Raw genomic sequence first — 17148 nt, 5'->3', positions numbered from 1 at the left:
AATCCGCGTGAGCAGGCAACGAATATGTCAGGCCGGCGTATAGTCAGCGATGGAATGTTTAGAGCAGCCATTTCAGACAGTTCCACGGGCAACTTTTCGCTGCGATCTCGGCGTCCAGGGCGAGGAATTCCCCCACTTCTGGGAACATACGATCGGTAGCGGCCACGCGACGCTCGCCCTGCGCGCGGATTGGCAGGCGCAGATGCGCCGGGCGCACGACGAGCTCGGCTTTCGCCACGTCCGTTTTCACGGGTTGCTCGACGACGACATGGGCACGCTCATCGACCAGGACGACCAGCCGCTCTATTCGTTCTTCAATGCCGATCAAATCTTCGATTTCCTGCTGTCGATCGGCATGCGCCCCTTCGTCGAACTGAGCTTCATGCCGACAATGCTGTCGTCGTCCGGAAAGATAGCCTTCCGCTATCGCGCCAATGTCAGCGCACCGAAGGACTACGATCAGTGGTCGACGCTGATTTCGAAGCTCGTCGCTCACTGGGTTGATCGCTACGGCCTCGACGAGGTGCGGCAATGGTTCTTTGAGGTCTGGAATGAGCCCAATCTCAAGGCGTTCGGCAGCGGCAAACAGGATGACTATTTCAAGCTATACGCTTACACGGCAAGAGCTATCAAATCCGTTGACACGCAGTTGAAGGTCGGCGGACCAGCCACGGCCGACAATGCCTGGATCGATGAGTTCATCGCTTACTGTGGCCAGAACAGCCTTCCAGCGGACTTCGTCAGCACCCACCATTATCCAACCGATGCCTTCGGCCAGCCTGGCGACGACACCGAAGCCCAGCTCTCGAAAAGCAGGCGAAGCGTCCTGCGCGAGGAAGCGCGCACCGCGCGACGGCAGGCAGGCGACCGCCCGCTCTACTACACCGAATGGTGCACATCGTCGAACCCGCGCGACCACATGCACGACGAGCCTTATGCCGCCGCGTTCATCATCAAGACGGTCATGGAGGCGAAAGGGCTGGTTCAGGGCTACAGCTACTGGACGTTTTCGGATATTTTCGAAGAGAATTATTTTCCATCCCGGCCCTTTCATGGCGGTTTCGGCCTGATGAACCTTCACGGCGTCGCCAAACCGGCTTACCGTGCCTTCGAAATGCTGCATGGCCTTGGAACCGAAATCCTGTCCACGCAAGGCAATCACCCCACCGTCGACAGTTGGTGTGTGCGCGACGGAAGTTCGTTGACCGTGCTGATTTCCAACTTCGCCTTGCCGCGGCATCCGATCGCGAACGAGACCGTGCATATTCATCTTGAGAATGCACGGCAGCCCGGCACGGCGACCATCCGACGCGTCGATGCAGCAAATGCCAACCCCAAGGCGCTATGGTTGACAATGGGAAGTCCAGATTACCTGAGCCCAGCAATGGTAGAGCATTTGCATGCGGCCTCTGCGATGCCGGAACAGGCGCAAGCGATCGCCTTTAGCGATCATACCGTTCTGTTCGATGTCACCGTACCTGCGCAGGGCGTTGCTGCCATCAGGCTGGAGTGTTTATCGTTTGCTTAGAGCAGATCCCGCCGCGCTGGCCGATGACGAATTGCTGGACCGCTATCAACGCGCCGCCTTCGGCTATTTCCTGGAAAATGTGAACCCCGACAACGGGCTGGTCGCCGACACGTCGCGACCGAATTCACCGTGCAGCATCGCCGTCGTCGGTTTCGCCCTGTCCTGCTATCCGATCGGCGTCGAACGTGGCTGGATGGCACGCGACGCGGCTGCCCGGCTGACCCTTGCGGCGCTACGTTTTTTCCAGGCCAGCACGCAAGGCAGCGGCCACGAGGTCACCGGCCACAAGGGTTTCTACTACCACTTCCTCGACATGCGGACCGGTTTGCGGGTCTGGCGCTGCGAACTGTCGATGGTCGATACCGCCCTGCTGATCGCCGGCATGCTGGTGGCGGGCGCCTATTTTTCCGGCGACAATGCCGACGAGGCCGAAATCCGCCAGTTGGTCGAGGCGCTCTACAGGCGCGTCGACTGGCGATGGGCGCAAGGCAGCAGCCCGACGCTCCGCCAGGGCTGGAAGCCCAGGAGCGGCTTTCTGCATTATGGCTGGGAAGGCTACAACGAGGCGACGATCCTCTATGTGCTGTCGATGGCCTCACCGGACCGCCCAACGTCGGACGACAGCTACGAGGCCTGGACGGCGACCTACCAGTGGGAAAACATCTACGGCCACGACGTGCTCTATGGCGGGCCGCTGTTCATGCACCAGTTCTCGCATGCCTGGATCGATTTCGCCGGCATCCGCGACGCTTTCATGCGCGAGAAGAATTCGGACTATTTCGAAAACAGCCGCCGCGCGACATACCTTCACCGGGATTACGCAAGGCACAATCCTTACGGGTTTGACGGCTATGGCGAGAACCTGTGGGGCCTTTCGGCCGGGGACGGACCGGGCGGCTTCCGCGCCAGCGTTGAGCGGCGGACCCACCGCTTTTCCGGCTATGCCGCGCGCGGCGCGCCTTTTGGACCGGATGACGGGACGATCGCGCCATGGTCCTATCCGGCGTCATTGCCTTTCGCGCCCGACATCTGCCTGGCGGCGATGCGCCACCTCGTCGATCGTTACCCGGAGGTGATGGACAATTTCCGGCTGCCGAGCGGGTTCAATCCGACATTGGCCAACCGGCGGAAATTCGGCCGCGATGGCTGGGTGTCGGAAGGCCATTACGGTCTGGACCAGGGCATAGCGGTGATGATGATCGAGAACCACCGTTCCGGCCTGATCTGGGAGCTGATGCGTTCCAACCCCCATATCCGCCGCGGCCTGGACAAGGCCGGCTTCACCGGCGGATGGCTGTCGCGGCCGGCATCAGGAGGGCGCGATGGCGCTTGAGCCGACGAGAGCCGCCGCCTTCCCGGTCGACCGCAACGACGTCGAACTGATCAGGAGCGCGCATCCCCCGCGCTGGAAGAACCCGACCCCGAACGGTCCCTACAATCTCGTCGTCATCGGTGCCGGGCCGGCCGGGTTGACCGCCGCGCGCGACGCCGCGAGCCTTGGCGCGAAGGTGGCGCTGATCGAGCGCGGGCTGCTCGGCGGCGCCTGCATCAATGTCGGCGGCATTCCGTCGAAGTCGATCATCCGCACGGCCAGGCTCTATGCCGACATGCGCGATGCCGAGAGCTTCGGCGGCGACCCGCCGAACCATCTTCGCGTCGACTTTCAACGGGCAATGACACGGATGCGGCAAATCCGGCGGCGGCTCAGCCGAGCCGATTCCGCCGCGAGCCTGGTTTCGGAGGGGATCGACCTCTATTTCGGCGAAGCGCGGTTTGCCGGACCCGACACGGTCAGGGTCGCGCAGAGCACGTTGCATTTCAAGAAGGCGCTGATTGCAACGGGAGCCCGTCCGGCCTTCCCTGCCATTCCGGGGCTGGTCGAAGCGGGTTACCTCAGCAACGAGACGATGTTCGACCTGACGCAATGCCCGCCGCGGCTACTCGTCATCGGCGGCGGGCCGCTTGGCTGCGAAACGGCGCAGGCCTTCTGCATGCTCGGCGCCAAGGTCATCCTGGCGCAGAGCGATCCGATGTTCCTGCCCGGCGAGGAACGCGACGCCGCGCAGATCCTCTCCGACGCGCTGGCCCGCGAAGGGGTCGAGGTCCGCCTGAACACCGAAGTGGTGGGGGTGCGCAGGGAAGGTGCCGCCAAGGTCGCCGACCTGATGCGGGACGGCGATACGACGACGATCTCCGTCGACGAGATCATCACCGGCGTCGGCCGTTCGCCCAATGTCGATGGGCTGGGCCTCGACGAGGCCGGCGTTGCCCATGACGCCAAAGGCATCCAGGTCGACGATTTTCTGCGGACCACCAACCCTCATGTCTACGCGGCGGGCGACGTCTGCCTCGAATACAAGTTCACCCATACCGCCGAGGCAACGGCGCGCATTGTTGTGCGCAATGCCCTGTTTCGCGGCCGCGAAAGGCTCAGCGAACTCGTCGTTCCCTGGTGCACCTATACCGATCCGGAGATCGCCCATGTCGGCCTCTATCCCCTGGAGGCGCGGCGCAACGGCATTCCGGTCAAGACCTATACGGTGCTGATGCACGATGTCGCCCGCGCCGTGATGGATGGCGAGGAGGAAGGGTTCGTCAAGGTCCATGTCAGGGAAGGGTCCGACCGCATCCTTGGAGCGACGGTCGTCGCCAGCCATGCCGGGGAGATGATCAACGCGGTGACGCTGGCCATCAGATCGGGCATGGGACTGCATGCGTTGGCCGACGTCATCCATCCCTTCCCGACACAGGCGCAAGGCATCAAGATGGCGGGCGACGCCTACAGGCGGACACGCCTCACCTCGTTGCGCAGGCGCCTGGCGGCGCACTGGCTGGCGTGGTCCAGACGATAAGCCTTGCGTCCGGTTCGGGCCGGACCCGCGTTGGAATGCGATCCAGTGCTTGACGAAAGCCCGGTTCGGCTGAACAAGTCGAGGCTGATTTCTGCGGCTTCGGGGGCCTCGTGAATGTCGTCTGCCACAGAGCTTGCGCCGTCTCTCCTGGCGCGAAGCGTCGGGTGTCCGCTTTGAGCACGCGGGCCGGTGTCGACATGCCGGCGCGCGGCACCGGGCGACGCGTGCTGATCGTGTCCCACGAGCCGGCGTTTCCGCCGACCTCCGGCGCGGATCTTCGCAATTATCGCAACGCCGTGGCGGCGGCCGCGTTCGGACCGGTCTGTCTGGCCTCGGTGCTGCCCAAGGCGATCGCGGCGGCCGCGCCCGATCCACGGATCCGCGCCGAGGCGCTGTCAATCGAGGGTGAGCCGCGGACGGCCTCGATCGGATGGTGGCGCATGAGGGCGGAGCATCGCATTTCGCGCGCGGCCCTGGCGCGGCTGGAAGCACTGATCCTAGAATTCCGCCCGGACACCGTCGTGGTCGAGAGCATCGGCCTGTTCAAGCTGCTGCGGCCCTTGCGACCGCTGGCCAGGCAGCTCATCCTCGACATGCACAATGTCGAGTCCGACCTGTCCGCGCAGATGAAACGCGCGGTCACGACCGCATCGCGCCTGTCCACCGTCGTATCCGCGCCCGGCATCAGGCATCTCGAACGAAAGGCGCTCGCCCTTGTCGACAGAGTCTGGGTCTGCTCGAACGAGGACCGCGAGAGGTTGATGGCGCTTGCCGGACGGAAGATGCCAATCGACGTCGTTCCCAATGGGATTCCCAACGTCGAGGCCATTCCCGCCGTGCTGCCCGCGGAACCGCCGACCGACAGCGGCTTTCCGGTGATTCTTTTCATCGGCCATCTCGGCTATCCTCCGAATGTCGATGCCGCCGGGCGATTGGCCCGGGCCATATTGCCCCGTATCGGCCAGGCTTTGCCCGGCGCGAAACTCGTTCTCGCCGGACGCGGTCCGAACCCGGCCGTGCAGGCCCTGGCTGGGTTGCCCGATGTGGAACTCGTCGAGAATCCCGAAAGCGTGGCGCCGCTCCTGTGCGGCGCGCATCTCAGCATCATCCCGCTCCGGGCGGGCGGGGGCACGCGCATCAAGATTCTGGAGGCGATGGCCTGGGGAGTGCCGGTGATCGCGACACCGCTCGCGGCCGAGGGCCTGGGCCTGATCGAGAATGACCAGGTGCTGCTGTCGGCCAGCGACGAGAGACTGGCCGACATGGCCGTCGACCTTTGTCTCGACGCCGAGCGCCGGATACGGCAGCGCCTGCGTGCGCATCAGGCCGTATGGGCAAGGTTTGGCCCGCAAGCGATCCGCGATGCCGTCCGCGCCGGGCTTGCACTGGACAATGACGGCAATGACGACCAGCCATCTCCCGTCACCCCATGAGCCGCCAATGATCCCGCCGATCCTGCACCAGACATGGAAGACCGACAGCGTTCCCGTACGCTTCCAGGCGTATGCCGAGAGCTGGAAACGGCACAATCCACACTGGACGGTCATGTTCTGGAGCGACCGGATGCTGCTCGAATTCGTCGCCGAGCACCATCCCGATTTCTTGCCGATGTTCTGTGGTTACACCAATGGCGTGCAGCGGTCGGATGCGGCTCGCTACATGCTTTTACATCACTTTGGCGGGGTCTATGCCGACATAGACTGCGAATGCGTCGCGCCCTTCGACGCGATCATGAACGAGACCCGGGTCGTGATGTGCAAGGAGCCGGCTTCGCATGCGGCCGTCCAGGCGGATTTCCGGGGCCTGCCCTACCTCCTGTTCAATGGAACGATAGGAAGCCCGCCCCGTCATCCCTTCTGGATCCATCTCCTGTCGATGATGCCCGGGCTCGCCGCCGCCAAGGACGTGCTCGACGCGACCGGCCCTTGCCTGCTCACCTCGGCGCAACGCAGTTATGGCGATCAGACGGCCTTCGCCATTCATCCTTCCGGCCTGTTCGTGCCGGTGACGTCGGCCGGGACCACGGAGCGCGACGCCGGCGACGACACGGCGTCGCTTTCGATCCATCACTGGGCCGGCACATGGTGGACCCCGGAACCGCCGCCAAAATGGGGCACCAGGCTTCGCAACTGGGCCTACCGGCTCCGATATCACTTGTCGCGCGGCACGTATCTGGATGAAGCGGAGGCGAAAGCCGGCGTCGACAGGGCGGTGCTGTCAGCGCCGCCACCGTCGGGCCGAAACGTCGCCGTCCTGGTGCCGCTTCGCGATGCCGCCGACCTCATCCAGCCGTTCCTCGATGCGCTGGACGGACTCGACTACCCCAAGGACAGGATCAAGCTGGTCTTCTGCGAAGGCGACAGCCTCGACGGAAGCTGGGAGCGACTGCAGGCCGCAACCGCAGGGTTGGCCGGCAAATATCGTGACATCGTCCTCTTGCAGAGACAGGTCGGCACCCGCCTCGACAGGGCAAAACGGGCGAAGCCCAGGATGCAGCGCGTCAGGCGCGGCGCGATCGCCAAGGTTCGCAACTACCTGATCGATCACGGGCTGGACAGGGACGACGACTGGGCACTGTGGATCGACATCGACGTCTGGCGCTTTCCCGGTGATGCGCTGAACCGCCTGATCGCCACGGGGCATCGCATCGCGGTGCCCAACTGTGTGAAGATCGCCGGTGGCGCCAGTTTCGACCTCAACAGCTTTGTCATCAGACGGCAGACCAAGGACTATCGCTATTACCGCGAGATACGCGGCGGCCTTCACCAGCCACCTGTGCAAACGCCAAGCCGGTATCATCTGAGCGATGTCAGGCATCTCGACATGATCGGCCTCGATGCGGTGGGCGGAACCATGCTCCTGGTCGATGCCGCCCTGCATCGAGGCGGCCTTCACTTTCCCGAAATCCCCTACCGCGATCTGATCGAGACGGAAGCCTTTGGCCTTCTTGCCAACGACCTCGGCATCCAGCCTGTCGGCTTGCCCAAGCTGGAAATTCTACACGTCCCGTGGTGAGGCGGCTGCCTGCCGAAGCTCCTCGCGCAGAGGTTTCAGATAGGTTTGCGGGCGCAGACGCTCCCACACGTAATTGCGATCCGTCAAATGCGCGGCCTGTCTGATCCAGCGTTCCGGTGCATTGGGATCCCGCACCTCGCGCCAATCCTCGACGATGATGACGGGCAGGCCTTCGTAGAGCGGATCGAGCGGCGAGGTCTTGGTCACCACGATGCAGCCGAGATAAAGCAGCTCCCATGTCCGGTGGCAGTCGAGGCCGTTTCCGACGGTCGACAGCACAAGCGGGTATTGCGAATACAGCTCCCATATCGCGCGCTGCGACACGCGTTTCTTCAAGAAGTCGACATGCGGGCATCCGTCCAGGGCATCGAGCAACTCCCGACGCTGGCTGGAGCCATTGCTGATGCTGAAGTCGCAGAATATCCTGGCCGGACGCCGATCCGCGTTCCCCTGCCGGCCGCGTAGTGTTTTCAGCTGTCGCACCAACCCGGCAGGCGTCGCCAGGGAACGTGGCGTGTGGAGATCCAGCCCGATCGGGAACGGCTTGATCCTGGGATGACCGCCATCGCAATTCTGGCTGTACCAGGAGACCAGATAGGGGTTGGCGAGAAGCCGCTCGACAGTGTCCCTGGCCAGATCCGAAGGCACCGAGGAATCACCGTCGGTCGTGATCAGGACGAAAGGAGCCTTGATGGTCGGCAAGGCTACCCTGGCGAATGTATCGAGATCGCAATTTCTGGGGATCCTGGCCAAGGTGCTCAAGCGCACCCAGACGATGCCATGCGCGCCGCTGTAGTGGTCGCGGAAAAAAGCCTCGCTTTGCGTGGATTCGGTGGGCGCCCAGCGATACCAGCCGGGCCCGGCGAAATCGCAGAACCGCCCGATCCCTTGCGACCAAAGCACCGACGGGACGCTGAGAAACCGCAGCGCCCTGGAACGGACGGTTTTTTTCAGTGTTGCCCGCCAACGCGACATGCCCATGGACAACGCTTAGCCCAGACGCCGTCAGGGTCGCAACGTCCTGCGGGCCTGTTCGCACAGGCCATACGGGCTCATGGCCTCAGTCGTGCAGGTCGCGCGCGATCGGCGGACCGACGGAAAAGCCGGTGAATGCGACCTCGAAACCCTCACGCTGCGGCGAACAGCACATCATGCCCACATCGACCGCCTTCGAGACCGGGAAATAGGCGAGCCGCACCGGCTTCCAACGACCATCGGAAGCGTCGAGATACTGGACGCGGATCGCCTCGCCGTGGCGGGTCAGGCGGATGCTGACGCCATCCGGGCCGGCCGCTATGGCCACCAGCGACCAGTCCGAGGTGTCGTTGGTGACGACGACGGAGACATAGGCAAGGCCGTCGGTGTATTCGATACCGGCCTTGATCCAGTGGGTTTCGCTCAGCCGCACCATCAGCCCGGCCTGATCGTAAAGCACCTTGTAGTCGCCCTTGACGGTGGCCTCGGCGGTGAAATCGCCCTCGACCGGCCGATACAGGAAATGACCGTTGTCGCGCCAGAACCCGTAGAAGGTCTCGCGCCAGAAATCGGTCTCCTTGCCGGTGCGCACGCGCACGACATCACCGTCGATGGCGTGATGCGGTGGCGGGTTGAGCCAGGTCAGATCCTGCAATGTCATCATTTGCACCGGTCGATTTCGGAGAGGTGACAGTTCGCCGGCCCGTCAGCCGGCGCCTGGTCATCCCGCGAACGTATAGGCGGTCTTTACCGTGGTGTAGAATTCCATGGCATAGCGGCCCTGTTCGCGCGGACCATAGCTCGACCCCTTGCGGCCGCCAAAGGGAACGTGGAAGTCGACGCCCGCCGTCGGCAAATTGACCATCACCATGCCGGCTTCGGAGTTGCGCTTGAAATGCGTGGCGTGCTTGAGGCTCGTGGTGCAGATGCCCGACGTCAGGCCGAACGGCGTATCGTTGGCGACGGCAAGCGCCTCGTCAAAGTCCTTGACGCGGATGACGCTGGCGACGGGCCCGAAAATCTCCTCGCGCGAACTGCGCATGTCGTTGGTGGCCTCGGTCAGCAGCGCCGGCTTCAGATAGAAACCCGGCGCCTTGCAGTCGAGCCGTTCGCCGCCGAAGGCGAGCGTGGCGCCTTCGCGGACACCGATGGCAATATAGTCTTCGTCCTGCTTGAGCTGGGTCGCGTCGACCACGGGCCCGATCTGGGTCTGTGCGTCGAGCGCGTCGCCGATCACCAGCTTATCCATGCGTTCCTTGAGCGCGCCGACGAAACGGTCGTGGATGCCGCTGGTGACGATCAAACGCGACGAGGCCGTGCAGCGCTGGCCGGTCGAGAAGAAGGCGCCGTTCAGCGCGCAATCGACAGCGACAGCGAGATCGGCATCGTCGAGCACGACCAGCGGATTCTTGCCGCCCATTTCGAGCTGGAACTTGCGCATGTGCTCCACACTTGCTGCGGCGACGCGCTTGCCGGTGCCGACCGAGCCGGTGAAGGAGATGGCGTTGACCTCGGGGCTGTCGAGCATTGCCTGGCCGACCACCGAGCCCTTGCCCATGACGAGGTTGAGCACGCCCTTGGGCAGGCCGGCGCGATGCAGGATGTCGACGATGGACCAGGCGCTTTCGGGAACGAGCTCGGCCGGCTTGAAGACGACGGTGTTGCCATGGGCCAACGCCGGAGCGATCTTCCAGGCGGGGATGGCGATCGGGAAATTCCACGGCGTGATGATGCCGACCACGCCAACCGCTTCGCGGGTCATCTCGACGCCGACGCCCGGCCGCACGCTCGGCACGACCTCGCCCGAGAGGCGCAAGGTCTCACCGGCGAAAAAGTCGAAGATCTGCGCGGCGCGAATGGTCTCGCCAATACCTTCGGCCAGAGTCTTGCCTTCCTCGCGCGCCAGATTGCGGCCAATCTCGTCCTTGCGCGCCAGGATCTCGTCCGAGGCCTTCTTCAGCACCGCATGGCGCGCCAGCGGCCCCGAACGGGACCATGCGGGGAACGCTGCCTTGGCCGCGGCGATCGCCTGCCTGGTTTGCTCCACATCGGCCGAGGCGTACTCGCCGACAACGTCGCCCGTATCGGAAGGGTTGATGTTGCGGGAGCCGGCATCCCCGGTCCATTCGCCATCGATGAGGTTCTTTCGAAACAGGGTCATGTCGGTCTCTTTCTTGCTGCTTGGCCGCGCGGCGGCATTCGGTCGGATTGGTATTTGCCAGACAAATGCCTTGCGGGGAAGCAAAGTCTGGGCTCGCTCGCCGCGACAAAATCCTCCCCCGCTTCCACGCGGAGGATGACGACCGGTATCGTGACACATCGACTGCTGATCCGGCTCAGTTCAACCGATATCGTCCAGTTCGGTTGCATGGCTCCATGTACACATATGTACATGGCCTTGATTTGCCCGGGACAGCGTGTCATGCGTCGTGCAATGGCAGTCACCGACACGACACCCCAGCGCGCCGGCGCCACCGGCAATATCAAGGCCACGCGCGAAGACTGGCTGAAGCTCGCGCTTGAAACGCTGATTTCGGACGGCGTCGAACGCGTCCGTGTGCTGACGCTTGGCCAGCAGCTCGACGTGTCGCGCTCGAGCTTCTACTGGTATTTCAAGAGCCGCCAAGACCTGCTCGACCAGTTGCTGGACCACTGGCGGCAGACCAATACCCGCTTCATCGTCGAACGCGCCGAGCGCCCCTCCGCGACGGTCATACGCGGGGTGATGAGCATTTTCGAGTGCTGGGTGGACGAAAGGCTGTTCGATCCCCGGCTTGATTTCGCGATCCGGGCCTGGGCTCGCCGCTCCCCCGCCATCCGGCGCGCGCTCGACGAGGCCGACGAAGAACGCGTCAATGCCATCCGCGGCATGTTCATGCGCCATGGCTATGAGGAGGAAGACGCGTTCGTGCGCGCCCGCGTGCTCTATTTCATGCAGATCGGCTATTACTCGCTCGAACTCGACGAGCCGATGAGCAGCCGCCTGCCGCATGTCGCCGCGTATCTGCGCAGCTTCACCGGTCAGGAGCCTTCGGCTGGGGATGTCGAGGACTTTTCGCGCTATGTCGAGGAAACGATTTCGCGCAACCGTTAGGGAGGGCAGCCGCGGCCCCGCGCGACAACTAGACATATGTGTACATTGCCATTACGCTACCCCTGACCAACCAGGCCTTTCGCGCGCGCCATGACCCGAATCTATTCCGCTTTGTCGCTGTTCAAGGAGGGCCTCACCGGCCAGACCGGCTGGAAGCAAGCCTGGCGCTCGCCCGAGCCGAAAGCATCCTACGACGCCATCATCATCGGCGGCGGCGGTCATGGGCTGGCGACGGCCTATTATCTGGCCAGGAATCACGGCATCGCCCGGGTGGCGGTTCTGGAGAAGGGATGGATCGGCGGCGGCAACACCGGCCGCAACACCACCGTGGTGCGCTCCAACTATTATTATCCCGAAAGCGTCGAACTCTACGGTCTGGCGCACCGGCTCTACGAGGGCCTGTCGAAGGACCTGAACTACAATGTCATGCTGTCGCAGCGCGGCATGGTCAATCTGTGCCACTCGACCGCCGAGATGGAGATCGGCGCGCGCACCGTCAACGCCATGCAGATCAACGGCATCGATGCGGAGCTGTTTTCGCCCGAGGATGTGCGCCGGGTGGCGCCGATCTACAATTTCTCCCCGGATGCGCGTTTCCCGGTGTTCGGCGGCATCTGGCAGGGCCGCGCCGGCACCGCGCGCCATGACGCCGTTGCCTGGGGTTATGCGCGGGCGGCGAGCCAACTCGGCGTCGACATCATCCAGAATTGCGAGATCACCGATTTCATCATCGAGGGTGGCCGCTGCCGCGGCGTCCAGACGACGCGTGGCGCGATCCGTGCCGAGCGCATCGGCATGGCTATCGCCGGGCATTCCTCGGTGCTGGCTGCAAAGGCCGGCTTCCGGCTGCCGATCAATTCCTACGCGCTGCAGGCCTGCGTGTCCGAGCCGGTCAAGCCGGTCCTCGACACGGTGGTCCTGTCGCCCGGCGCCGGCGTCTATGTCAGCCAGTCGGACAAGGGCGAGATCGTCATCGGCGGCGGGCTCGACCGCATCCCTTCCTACGCACAGCGCGGCAATTTGCCGACGCTGGCGACCGTCATATCAGGCCTGTTGGAAATGTTCCCGATCTTCGGCCAATTGAAGCTGATGCGGCAATGGGCGGGCATTGTCGACGTCGTGCCGGATTCCTCGCCGATCATCGGGGAATCGCCGCTGCCCAATCTGTTCCTCAATTGCGGCTGGGGTACCGGCGGGTTTAAGGCTATCCCCGCCGGCGGCACATTGCTGGCGAACCTGCTGGCGAGCGGCAAGCACAACGACATCAGCCGGCCCTTTGACCTCGATCGTTTCGCCAGTGGCCGGCTGATCGACGAAGCGGCCGGCTCCGGCATCGCGCACTGACATGCACAAAGACTAGGACTAGCCGTCATGCAGCTCTTTCCTTGCCCGTTCTGCGGCCCGCGCGACGAAACCGAATTCCATTATGGCGGCGATGCCGGCAATGCCAGGCCGGATGGCGGCGATGTGCCGATCGATCGCTGGGCCGGATATCTCTACCTGCGCTCCAATCCGAAAGGCGCGGCGCGCGAAATCTGGGTGCATATGAACTGCGGCGAGTTCTTCGTCATGGAGCGCGACACGCTCACGCACGAGGTGCTGTCCTCGTCCGCGCTGGGCGAGGAGCACGCGGCATGACCGCATCGCGTCTCTCCACGGGCGGCAGCGCCATCGACCGCTCGCGCCCGCTGCGCTTCAGCTTCGACGGCACAAGCGTGGACGGCTTTGCCGGCGACACCATTGCCTCGGCACTGCTCGCCGGCGATGTCGCGGTCGTCGGCCGCAGCTTCAAATACCACCGGCCGCGCGGCATCTGGGGTGCCGGCGTCGAGGAGCCCAACGCGCTCGTCGATATCGGCGGAGCGTCACCGAACACACGCGCCACGACGGAGCCGGCACGCGAGGGGCTGGTGGCGAAAAGCGTCAACGCGACGCCCAATGCATTGAGCGACCGCAACGCCTTCCTAGACCGCTTCTCGCGGTTCATTCCGGCGGCCTTCTACTACAAGACCTTCATGTGGCCGGACTGGCACATGTTCGAGCCGCGCATCCGTGCCATGGCCGGACTGGGCAGGGTAGACACGGACTGGACCTCGCAAGGCACATCAGACCAGATCAATCATCATTGCGACGTGCTGGTGGTGGGCGCCGGGCCTGCCGGACTGGCGGCGGCAAGGCTTGCGGCCGGCGCGGGTCTCTCCGTCACGCTGGTCGACGACCAGCGGAAGCCGGGCGGGTCGCTCGGCCACCGGGCCAGCGAGATCGACGGCAGGCCGGCTGCCGTGTGGATCGAGGAGACGCTTGCGGCGCTTGCCGGCGGCGGCCATCTGATCCTGCCTTCGACCACCGCCTTCGGCATCTACGACCATAATCTGGTCGGGCTGAACCAGCGTCATTTCGATGGCCGGCCCGATAGGCTGTGGCGGGTCAGGCCACGCCGGATCGTGCTGGCCACCGGCGCCATCGAGCGGCCGCTGCCTTTCGCCAACAATGATCTTCCCGGCATCCTGTCGGCTGATGCGGCGCTCGCCTATCTCACGCGGCATGCGGTGCTGGCCGGCCGCCGCATCGTCGTCGCCACCAACAATGACAGCGCCTATGAAGTGGCGGAGGCGGTCGCCGACGCGGGCGCCGAGGTCACACTTGTCGACATCAGGCGCGACGACACGCCAGACGCCAAGGTGCGGACGATCAAAGGGCGTGCGCTGGCCTCCGCCGCCGGCAAGCTGCGCGTCGAGGGCGTGACGCTGGACGACGGCACCAGGCTCGATGCCGATTGCGTGCTGGTCTCCGGCGGCTGGACGCCGACCATCCATCTCTTCGGCCAGGCCAGGGGCAAGCTCGCCTGGAGCGAGGCGCGCGCCGCCTTCCTGCCGGGCGACCAGGTCGAGGGCATTTCGGTGGCAGGCGCCGCCGCCGGCGCGGTCTCCCTGTCCGACGTGTTCGCCAGCTCAGAGAAAGCCGTTGCCGCACCCGGCCAACAGGTGGCAGCTGCGCCGCGCAGCACCGGACCGGAGGCAGCAGCTGGCATCGTAGCCGCCTGGCCGGTGCCAGGCTCAAAAGGGCGCGTCTGGATCGACTTCCAGAACGACGTCACGGTGAAGGACGTGGAACTGGCGGCCCGCGAAAACTTCGTCTCGGTCGAGCACCTGAAGCGCTACACCACGCTCGGCATGGCGACCGACCAGGGCAAGACCTCCAATCTGCCTGGCCTGGCGCTGATGGCCGGCATCACTGGCCGCACGGTGCCGGAGGTCGGTACCACCACCTATCGCCCGCCCTTCACGCCGGTGCCGTTGGCGAGCGTTGCCGGCGCGCGCGTTGGCGAGTTGATAGCGCCGGTGCGGCGGCTGCCGCTGGAGAATGTGCACCGCGCCAGCGGCGCCGTGTTCCAGGAATATGGCGGCTGGCTGCGGCCTGCTCATTATGGCGGTCGTGGCGCCGATGCGGACCGCGCCATCCAGGACGAGGCGTTGCGCGCGCGCCAGTCTGTCGCGCTGTTCGACGGTTCGACGCTCGGCAAGATCGAGGTGATCGGGCCGAAGGCGGCCGAATTCGTCGATTTCCTCTATTACAACAGCATGTCGACGCTGAAGCCGGGCCGCTGCCGCTACGGCTTCATGCTATCGGAGAACGGCGTGGTCTTCGATGACGGCGTGCTGGTGCGGCTGGACGAGCATCGCTTCGTCGTTTCGTGCTCGTCCTCGCATGTCGCCGCCGTGCATGCCCGGCTGGAGGAATGGCGCCAGGACCGGTTCGGGCGTAAAGCCATCTACATCCATAACGCCACATCGGAGATGGCGACGCTGACCGTGTCCGGGCCGAACGCCCGCAAGCTGCTCGAAACCGTGGGACTTGGGCTTTCGCTCGACGATTCCAGCCTGCCGCATATGGCGATCGGCCGCGGCGTCTATGCCGGCGACGAGGTCCGCATCGCCCGCGTCAGCTTCACCGGCGACAGGAGTTACGAGATTTCGATCCGCGCCGATCGCGCCGAGCCGCTATGGGCGCATCTGCGCCAGGCTGGCCTCAAGTTCGATGCCGTTCTCATCGGGCTGGAAGCACTGATGATCCTGCGTGCGGAGAAAGGGTTCATCGTCATCGGCAAGGACACTGACGGCACCACGCTGCCGCACGATCTCGGCAGCGAAGGGCCTCGCGCCAAACGCCAGACCGAATATGTCGGCCGCCGTTCGCTGTTCACCGAGGAGGCGTCGCGCGGCGACCGGCTGCAGCTTGTCGGCCTGACGGTGCCGCAAGGCGAAGCGCCGCTGCCAACCGGCGCGCATGGTATCAAGCGGCGCGATGGCAGGCTGCACAGCCAGGGCTTTGTCACCTCCAGCTACCAGAGCCCCACCCTTGGCCAGCCGATCGCGCTTGGCCTGATCGAACGGGGTGCGGCGCGGCACGGCGAAACGATCGAAGTCCAACATCTCGGCAAGCACAGGTCGGCGACGATCGCCGCCCCTTGCGCCTACGACCCGGCGGGAGACCGGCTCAATGCGTGATCTCGCGGAAAAATGGTCTGCCGCGCCCGACTGGCAGTCGGCGACCATCAATGCACCCGGCTTCGTGATGAGCGCTGTCCTCGGGCTCGACCAGCTGCTGGTCAGTGGCGACCTCGACGCCTGGGCGCGCCTGTCCGGCATGGACGGAACTGGCGTGGGTGCCTTTGGCGCGGCTCAGGGTGACCGCTATGCCGCGCGGCTGGCGCGCGACCGGCTGCTCGTCGTGTCGAACGCGCCGCTCGCCATTGCCGCCGGTTGGTACGCGGAAGGCTTCGCGGTGACGGCGATCAGCGCCGGGCTGCAGGTGTTCGAGGCCGAAGGCGCGGCGCTCGACGCGTTCATTGCGCGCGGAACGACGCTCGATCCCAGGCAGTCAAGCGCGAGCGCCGCACTGTCCTTCGCCGGCATCAGCGCCATCGTCTATCGCCATGAAAGCAAACTGCGCATCCATGTCGATCGCGGCCTTGCAGCCTATCTCTGGACATGGATGGAGCAGGCCGCCGGCCATATTGCCGCCGACGATTAGCTGGCGATGATCACGCTCAGAGCGTGAACGACCAGAACAGGCAGGCGAGCGTCGCGGCGGCGAAAACCACGAAGAACAGGCTGCGCAGCAGCACGTTGCGGCGCAGCTCGTTCATGACGAAATGGCAGCCGATGATGGCCACGGCAAACAAGAAGCGCCAGTTGAGCAGCGCTCCCAAAACTCCGCTCTGGCCGAAGGCCCATCTTGCCAGAAGGCCGCCGACAATGGTCGCGAACAGCACGATCACCGTCCAGAAGATCGCATCGGCGGCATGGGTGAGCACGATGCTGGCGGCCCTGATCGGCAGGATCATCATCAGCATCGCGCTGAAGAAATAGACCGCCGCCAGCGGGATGAAGGTCGCGGCATCGGCAATGCCGTCCAGGCGCCTTACACCGATCGCGCCATAGGGATAGCCGTGCCTTGCCACCGCCAGGCTCAACGCCATGAGCAAGCCGGTCAGCACGGCGACGAGTGCGAAGGATGTGAGGGCTTTGCTCATGACGTTCCTGTCCCGGGCGAATCAGACAGGAACCGGTGTAACCGATGGTCGTAAATTGCAGGTAAGCTTCCCCGCCGCCGGCATCCCGAAAGGGATAGCGGGCGGCGGGGAAGCACTCAGCGACTGGATCGGCGGCGGCGCCGACCGC

The 17148-nt window shown here is 64.6% G+C and carries 15 protein-coding genes; 10 read left to right on the top strand and 5 right to left on the bottom strand.

The features are described from left to right. Positions 1-58 precede the first annotated feature (58 nt). Positions 59-250 (bottom strand): hypothetical protein, encoded by a 192-nt coding sequence (locus tag LB569_RS31895; protein WP_318013098.1) that lies wholly within the window; start codon positions 248-250, stop codon positions 59-61. Between LB569_RS31895 and LB569_RS00260 the strand changes: the two genes are divergently transcribed. From LB569_RS00260 to LB569_RS00240, 5 genes are all read left to right on the top strand, one after another. Beyond that, a complete protein-coding gene (locus tag LB569_RS00260) occupies positions 179-1528 on the top strand; it encodes a GH39 family glycosyl hydrolase (protein ID WP_318013096.1) in 1350 nt (449 codons plus the stop codon). The genes LB569_RS31895 and LB569_RS00260 overlap by 72 nt on opposite strands. Continuing rightward, on the top strand, positions 1521-2861 hold the full coding sequence (locus tag LB569_RS00255) for a glucoamylase family protein (protein WP_224690626.1): 1341 nt from the start codon (positions 1521-1523) through the stop codon (positions 2859-2861). Before LB569_RS00260 ends, LB569_RS00255 begins: the two co-directional genes overlap by 8 nt. Continuing rightward, a complete protein-coding gene (locus tag LB569_RS00250) occupies positions 2851-4380 on the top strand; it encodes a mercuric reductase (RefSeq protein WP_224690625.1) in 1530 nt (509 codons plus the stop codon). The genes LB569_RS00255 and LB569_RS00250 overlap by 11 nt, the downstream gene beginning before the upstream one ends. A 164-nt stretch (positions 4381-4544) precedes the next feature. Then, positions 4545-5813, top strand: a complete 1269-nt coding sequence (locus LB569_RS00245; protein WP_224690624.1) for a glycosyltransferase family 4 protein — start codon at positions 4545-4547, stop codon at positions 5811-5813. 7 nt (positions 5814-5820) lie between these two features. Beyond that, on the top strand, positions 5821-7395 hold the full coding sequence (locus LB569_RS00240; protein ID WP_224690623.1) for a glycosyltransferase: 1575 nt from the start codon (positions 5821-5823) through the stop codon (positions 7393-7395). On the opposite strand, the gene LB569_RS00235 is transcribed toward LB569_RS00240, so the two are convergent. The 3 genes from LB569_RS00235 to LB569_RS00225 all read right to left on the bottom strand — a co-directional run bounded on the left by LB569_RS00235 (position 7378) and on the right by LB569_RS00225 (position 10531). After that, positions 7378-8376: a hypothetical protein gene (locus LB569_RS00235; RefSeq protein WP_224690622.1), complete on the bottom strand. Its 999-nt coding sequence runs from the start codon at positions 8374-8376 to the stop codon at positions 7378-7380. The genes LB569_RS00240 and LB569_RS00235 overlap by 18 nt on opposite strands. Positions 8377-8455: 79 nt before the next feature. Beyond that, complete coding sequence (locus tag LB569_RS00230) at positions 8456-9031, bottom strand: DUF1349 domain-containing protein (RefSeq protein WP_224536718.1); 576 nt, start codon at positions 9029-9031, stop codon at positions 8456-8458. 60 nt (positions 9032-9091) lie between these two features. Then, on the bottom strand, positions 9092-10531 hold the full coding sequence (locus tag LB569_RS00225) for an aldehyde dehydrogenase family protein (RefSeq protein WP_224690621.1): 1440 nt from the start codon (positions 10529-10531) through the stop codon (positions 9092-9094). A 273-nt stretch (positions 10532-10804) separates the two neighbouring features. On the opposite strand from LB569_RS00225, the gene LB569_RS00220 reads away from it, so the two are divergent. The 5 genes from LB569_RS00220 (at position 10805) to LB569_RS00200 (ending at position 16498) form a co-directional block, all read left to right on the top strand. Next, entirely contained in the window at positions 10805-11464 is a 660-nt protein-coding gene (locus LB569_RS00220; protein ID WP_224691104.1) for a TetR/AcrR family transcriptional regulator, read from the top strand. 90 nt (positions 11465-11554) lie between these two features. After that, positions 11555-12808, top strand: a complete 1254-nt coding sequence (locus LB569_RS00215) for a sarcosine oxidase subunit beta family protein (protein ID WP_224690620.1) — start codon at positions 11555-11557, stop codon at positions 12806-12808. Positions 12809-12835: 27 nt separating this feature from the next. Beyond that, the gene (locus tag LB569_RS00210) at positions 12836-13102 is read left to right on the top strand and encodes a sarcosine oxidase subunit delta (RefSeq protein WP_224690619.1); all 267 of its coding nucleotides are present in this window, start codon (positions 12836-12838) and stop codon (positions 13100-13102) included. Beyond that, positions 13099-15972, top strand: a complete 2874-nt coding sequence (locus LB569_RS00205; RefSeq protein ID WP_224690618.1) for a sarcosine oxidase subunit alpha family protein — start codon at positions 13099-13101, stop codon at positions 15970-15972. Before LB569_RS00210 ends, LB569_RS00205 begins: the two co-directional genes overlap by 4 nt. Then, positions 15965-16498 carry a hypothetical protein gene (locus LB569_RS00200; RefSeq protein ID WP_224690617.1) on the top strand — a complete coding sequence of 178 codons (534 nt, stop codon included), beginning with the start codon at positions 15965-15967 and terminating at the stop codon, positions 16496-16498. Before LB569_RS00205 ends, LB569_RS00200 begins: the two co-directional genes overlap by 8 nt. A 16-nt stretch (positions 16499-16514) precedes the next feature. Here the strand turns inward: LB569_RS00200 and LB569_RS00195 are convergent, their stop codons facing one another. Further along, positions 16515-17000 carry a hypothetical protein gene (locus LB569_RS00195; protein ID WP_224536561.1) on the bottom strand — a complete coding sequence of 162 codons (486 nt, stop codon included), beginning with the start codon at positions 16998-17000 and terminating at the stop codon, positions 16515-16517. Positions 17001-17148: the final 148 nt, after the last annotated feature.

This window comes from Mesorhizobium sp. BH1-1-4 (assembly GCF_020165665.1).
Lineage (GTDB): Bacteria > Pseudomonadota > Alphaproteobacteria > Rhizobiales > Rhizobiaceae > Mesorhizobium.
The sequence above is the reverse complement of the archived record's forward strand: the minus strand, read 5'-3'. Positions and strand labels throughout refer to the sequence as shown.

Coding starts and splice junctions, on each gene's coding strand:
- LB569_RS00250 (WP_224690625.1), top strand. CDS start 2,851: ATGGCGCTTGAGCCGACGAGAGCCGCCGCCTTCCCGGTCGACCGCAAC.
- LB569_RS00240 (WP_224690623.1), top strand. CDS start 5,821: ATGATCCCGCCGATCCTGCACCAGACATGGAAGACCGACAGCGTTCCC.
- LB569_RS00235 (WP_224690622.1), bottom strand. CDS start 8,376: ATGGGCATGTCGCGTTGGCGGGCAACACTGAAAAAAACCGTCCGTTCC.
- LB569_RS00230 (WP_224536718.1), bottom strand. CDS start 9,031: ATGACATTGCAGGATCTGACCTGGCTCAACCCGCCACCGCATCACGCC.
- LB569_RS00225 (WP_224690621.1), bottom strand. CDS start 10,531: ATGACCCTGTTTCGAAAGAACCTCATCGATGGCGAATGGACCGGGGAT.
- LB569_RS00220 (WP_224691104.1), top strand. CDS start 10,805: ATGGCAGTCACCGACACGACACCCCAGCGCGCCGGCGCCACCGGCAAT.
- LB569_RS00215 (WP_224690620.1), top strand. CDS start 11,555: ATGACCCGAATCTATTCCGCTTTGTCGCTGTTCAAGGAGGGCCTCACC.
- LB569_RS00210 (WP_224690619.1), top strand. CDS start 12,836: ATGCAGCTCTTTCCTTGCCCGTTCTGCGGCCCGCGCGACGAAACCGAA.
- LB569_RS00205 (WP_224690618.1), top strand. CDS start 13,099: ATGACCGCATCGCGTCTCTCCACGGGCGGCAGCGCCATCGACCGCTCG.
- LB569_RS00200 (WP_224690617.1), top strand. CDS start 15,965: ATGCGTGATCTCGCGGAAAAATGGTCTGCCGCGCCCGACTGGCAGTCG.
- LB569_RS00195 (WP_224536561.1), bottom strand. CDS start 17,000: ATGAGCAAAGCCCTCACATCCTTCGCACTCGTCGCCGTGCTGACCGGC.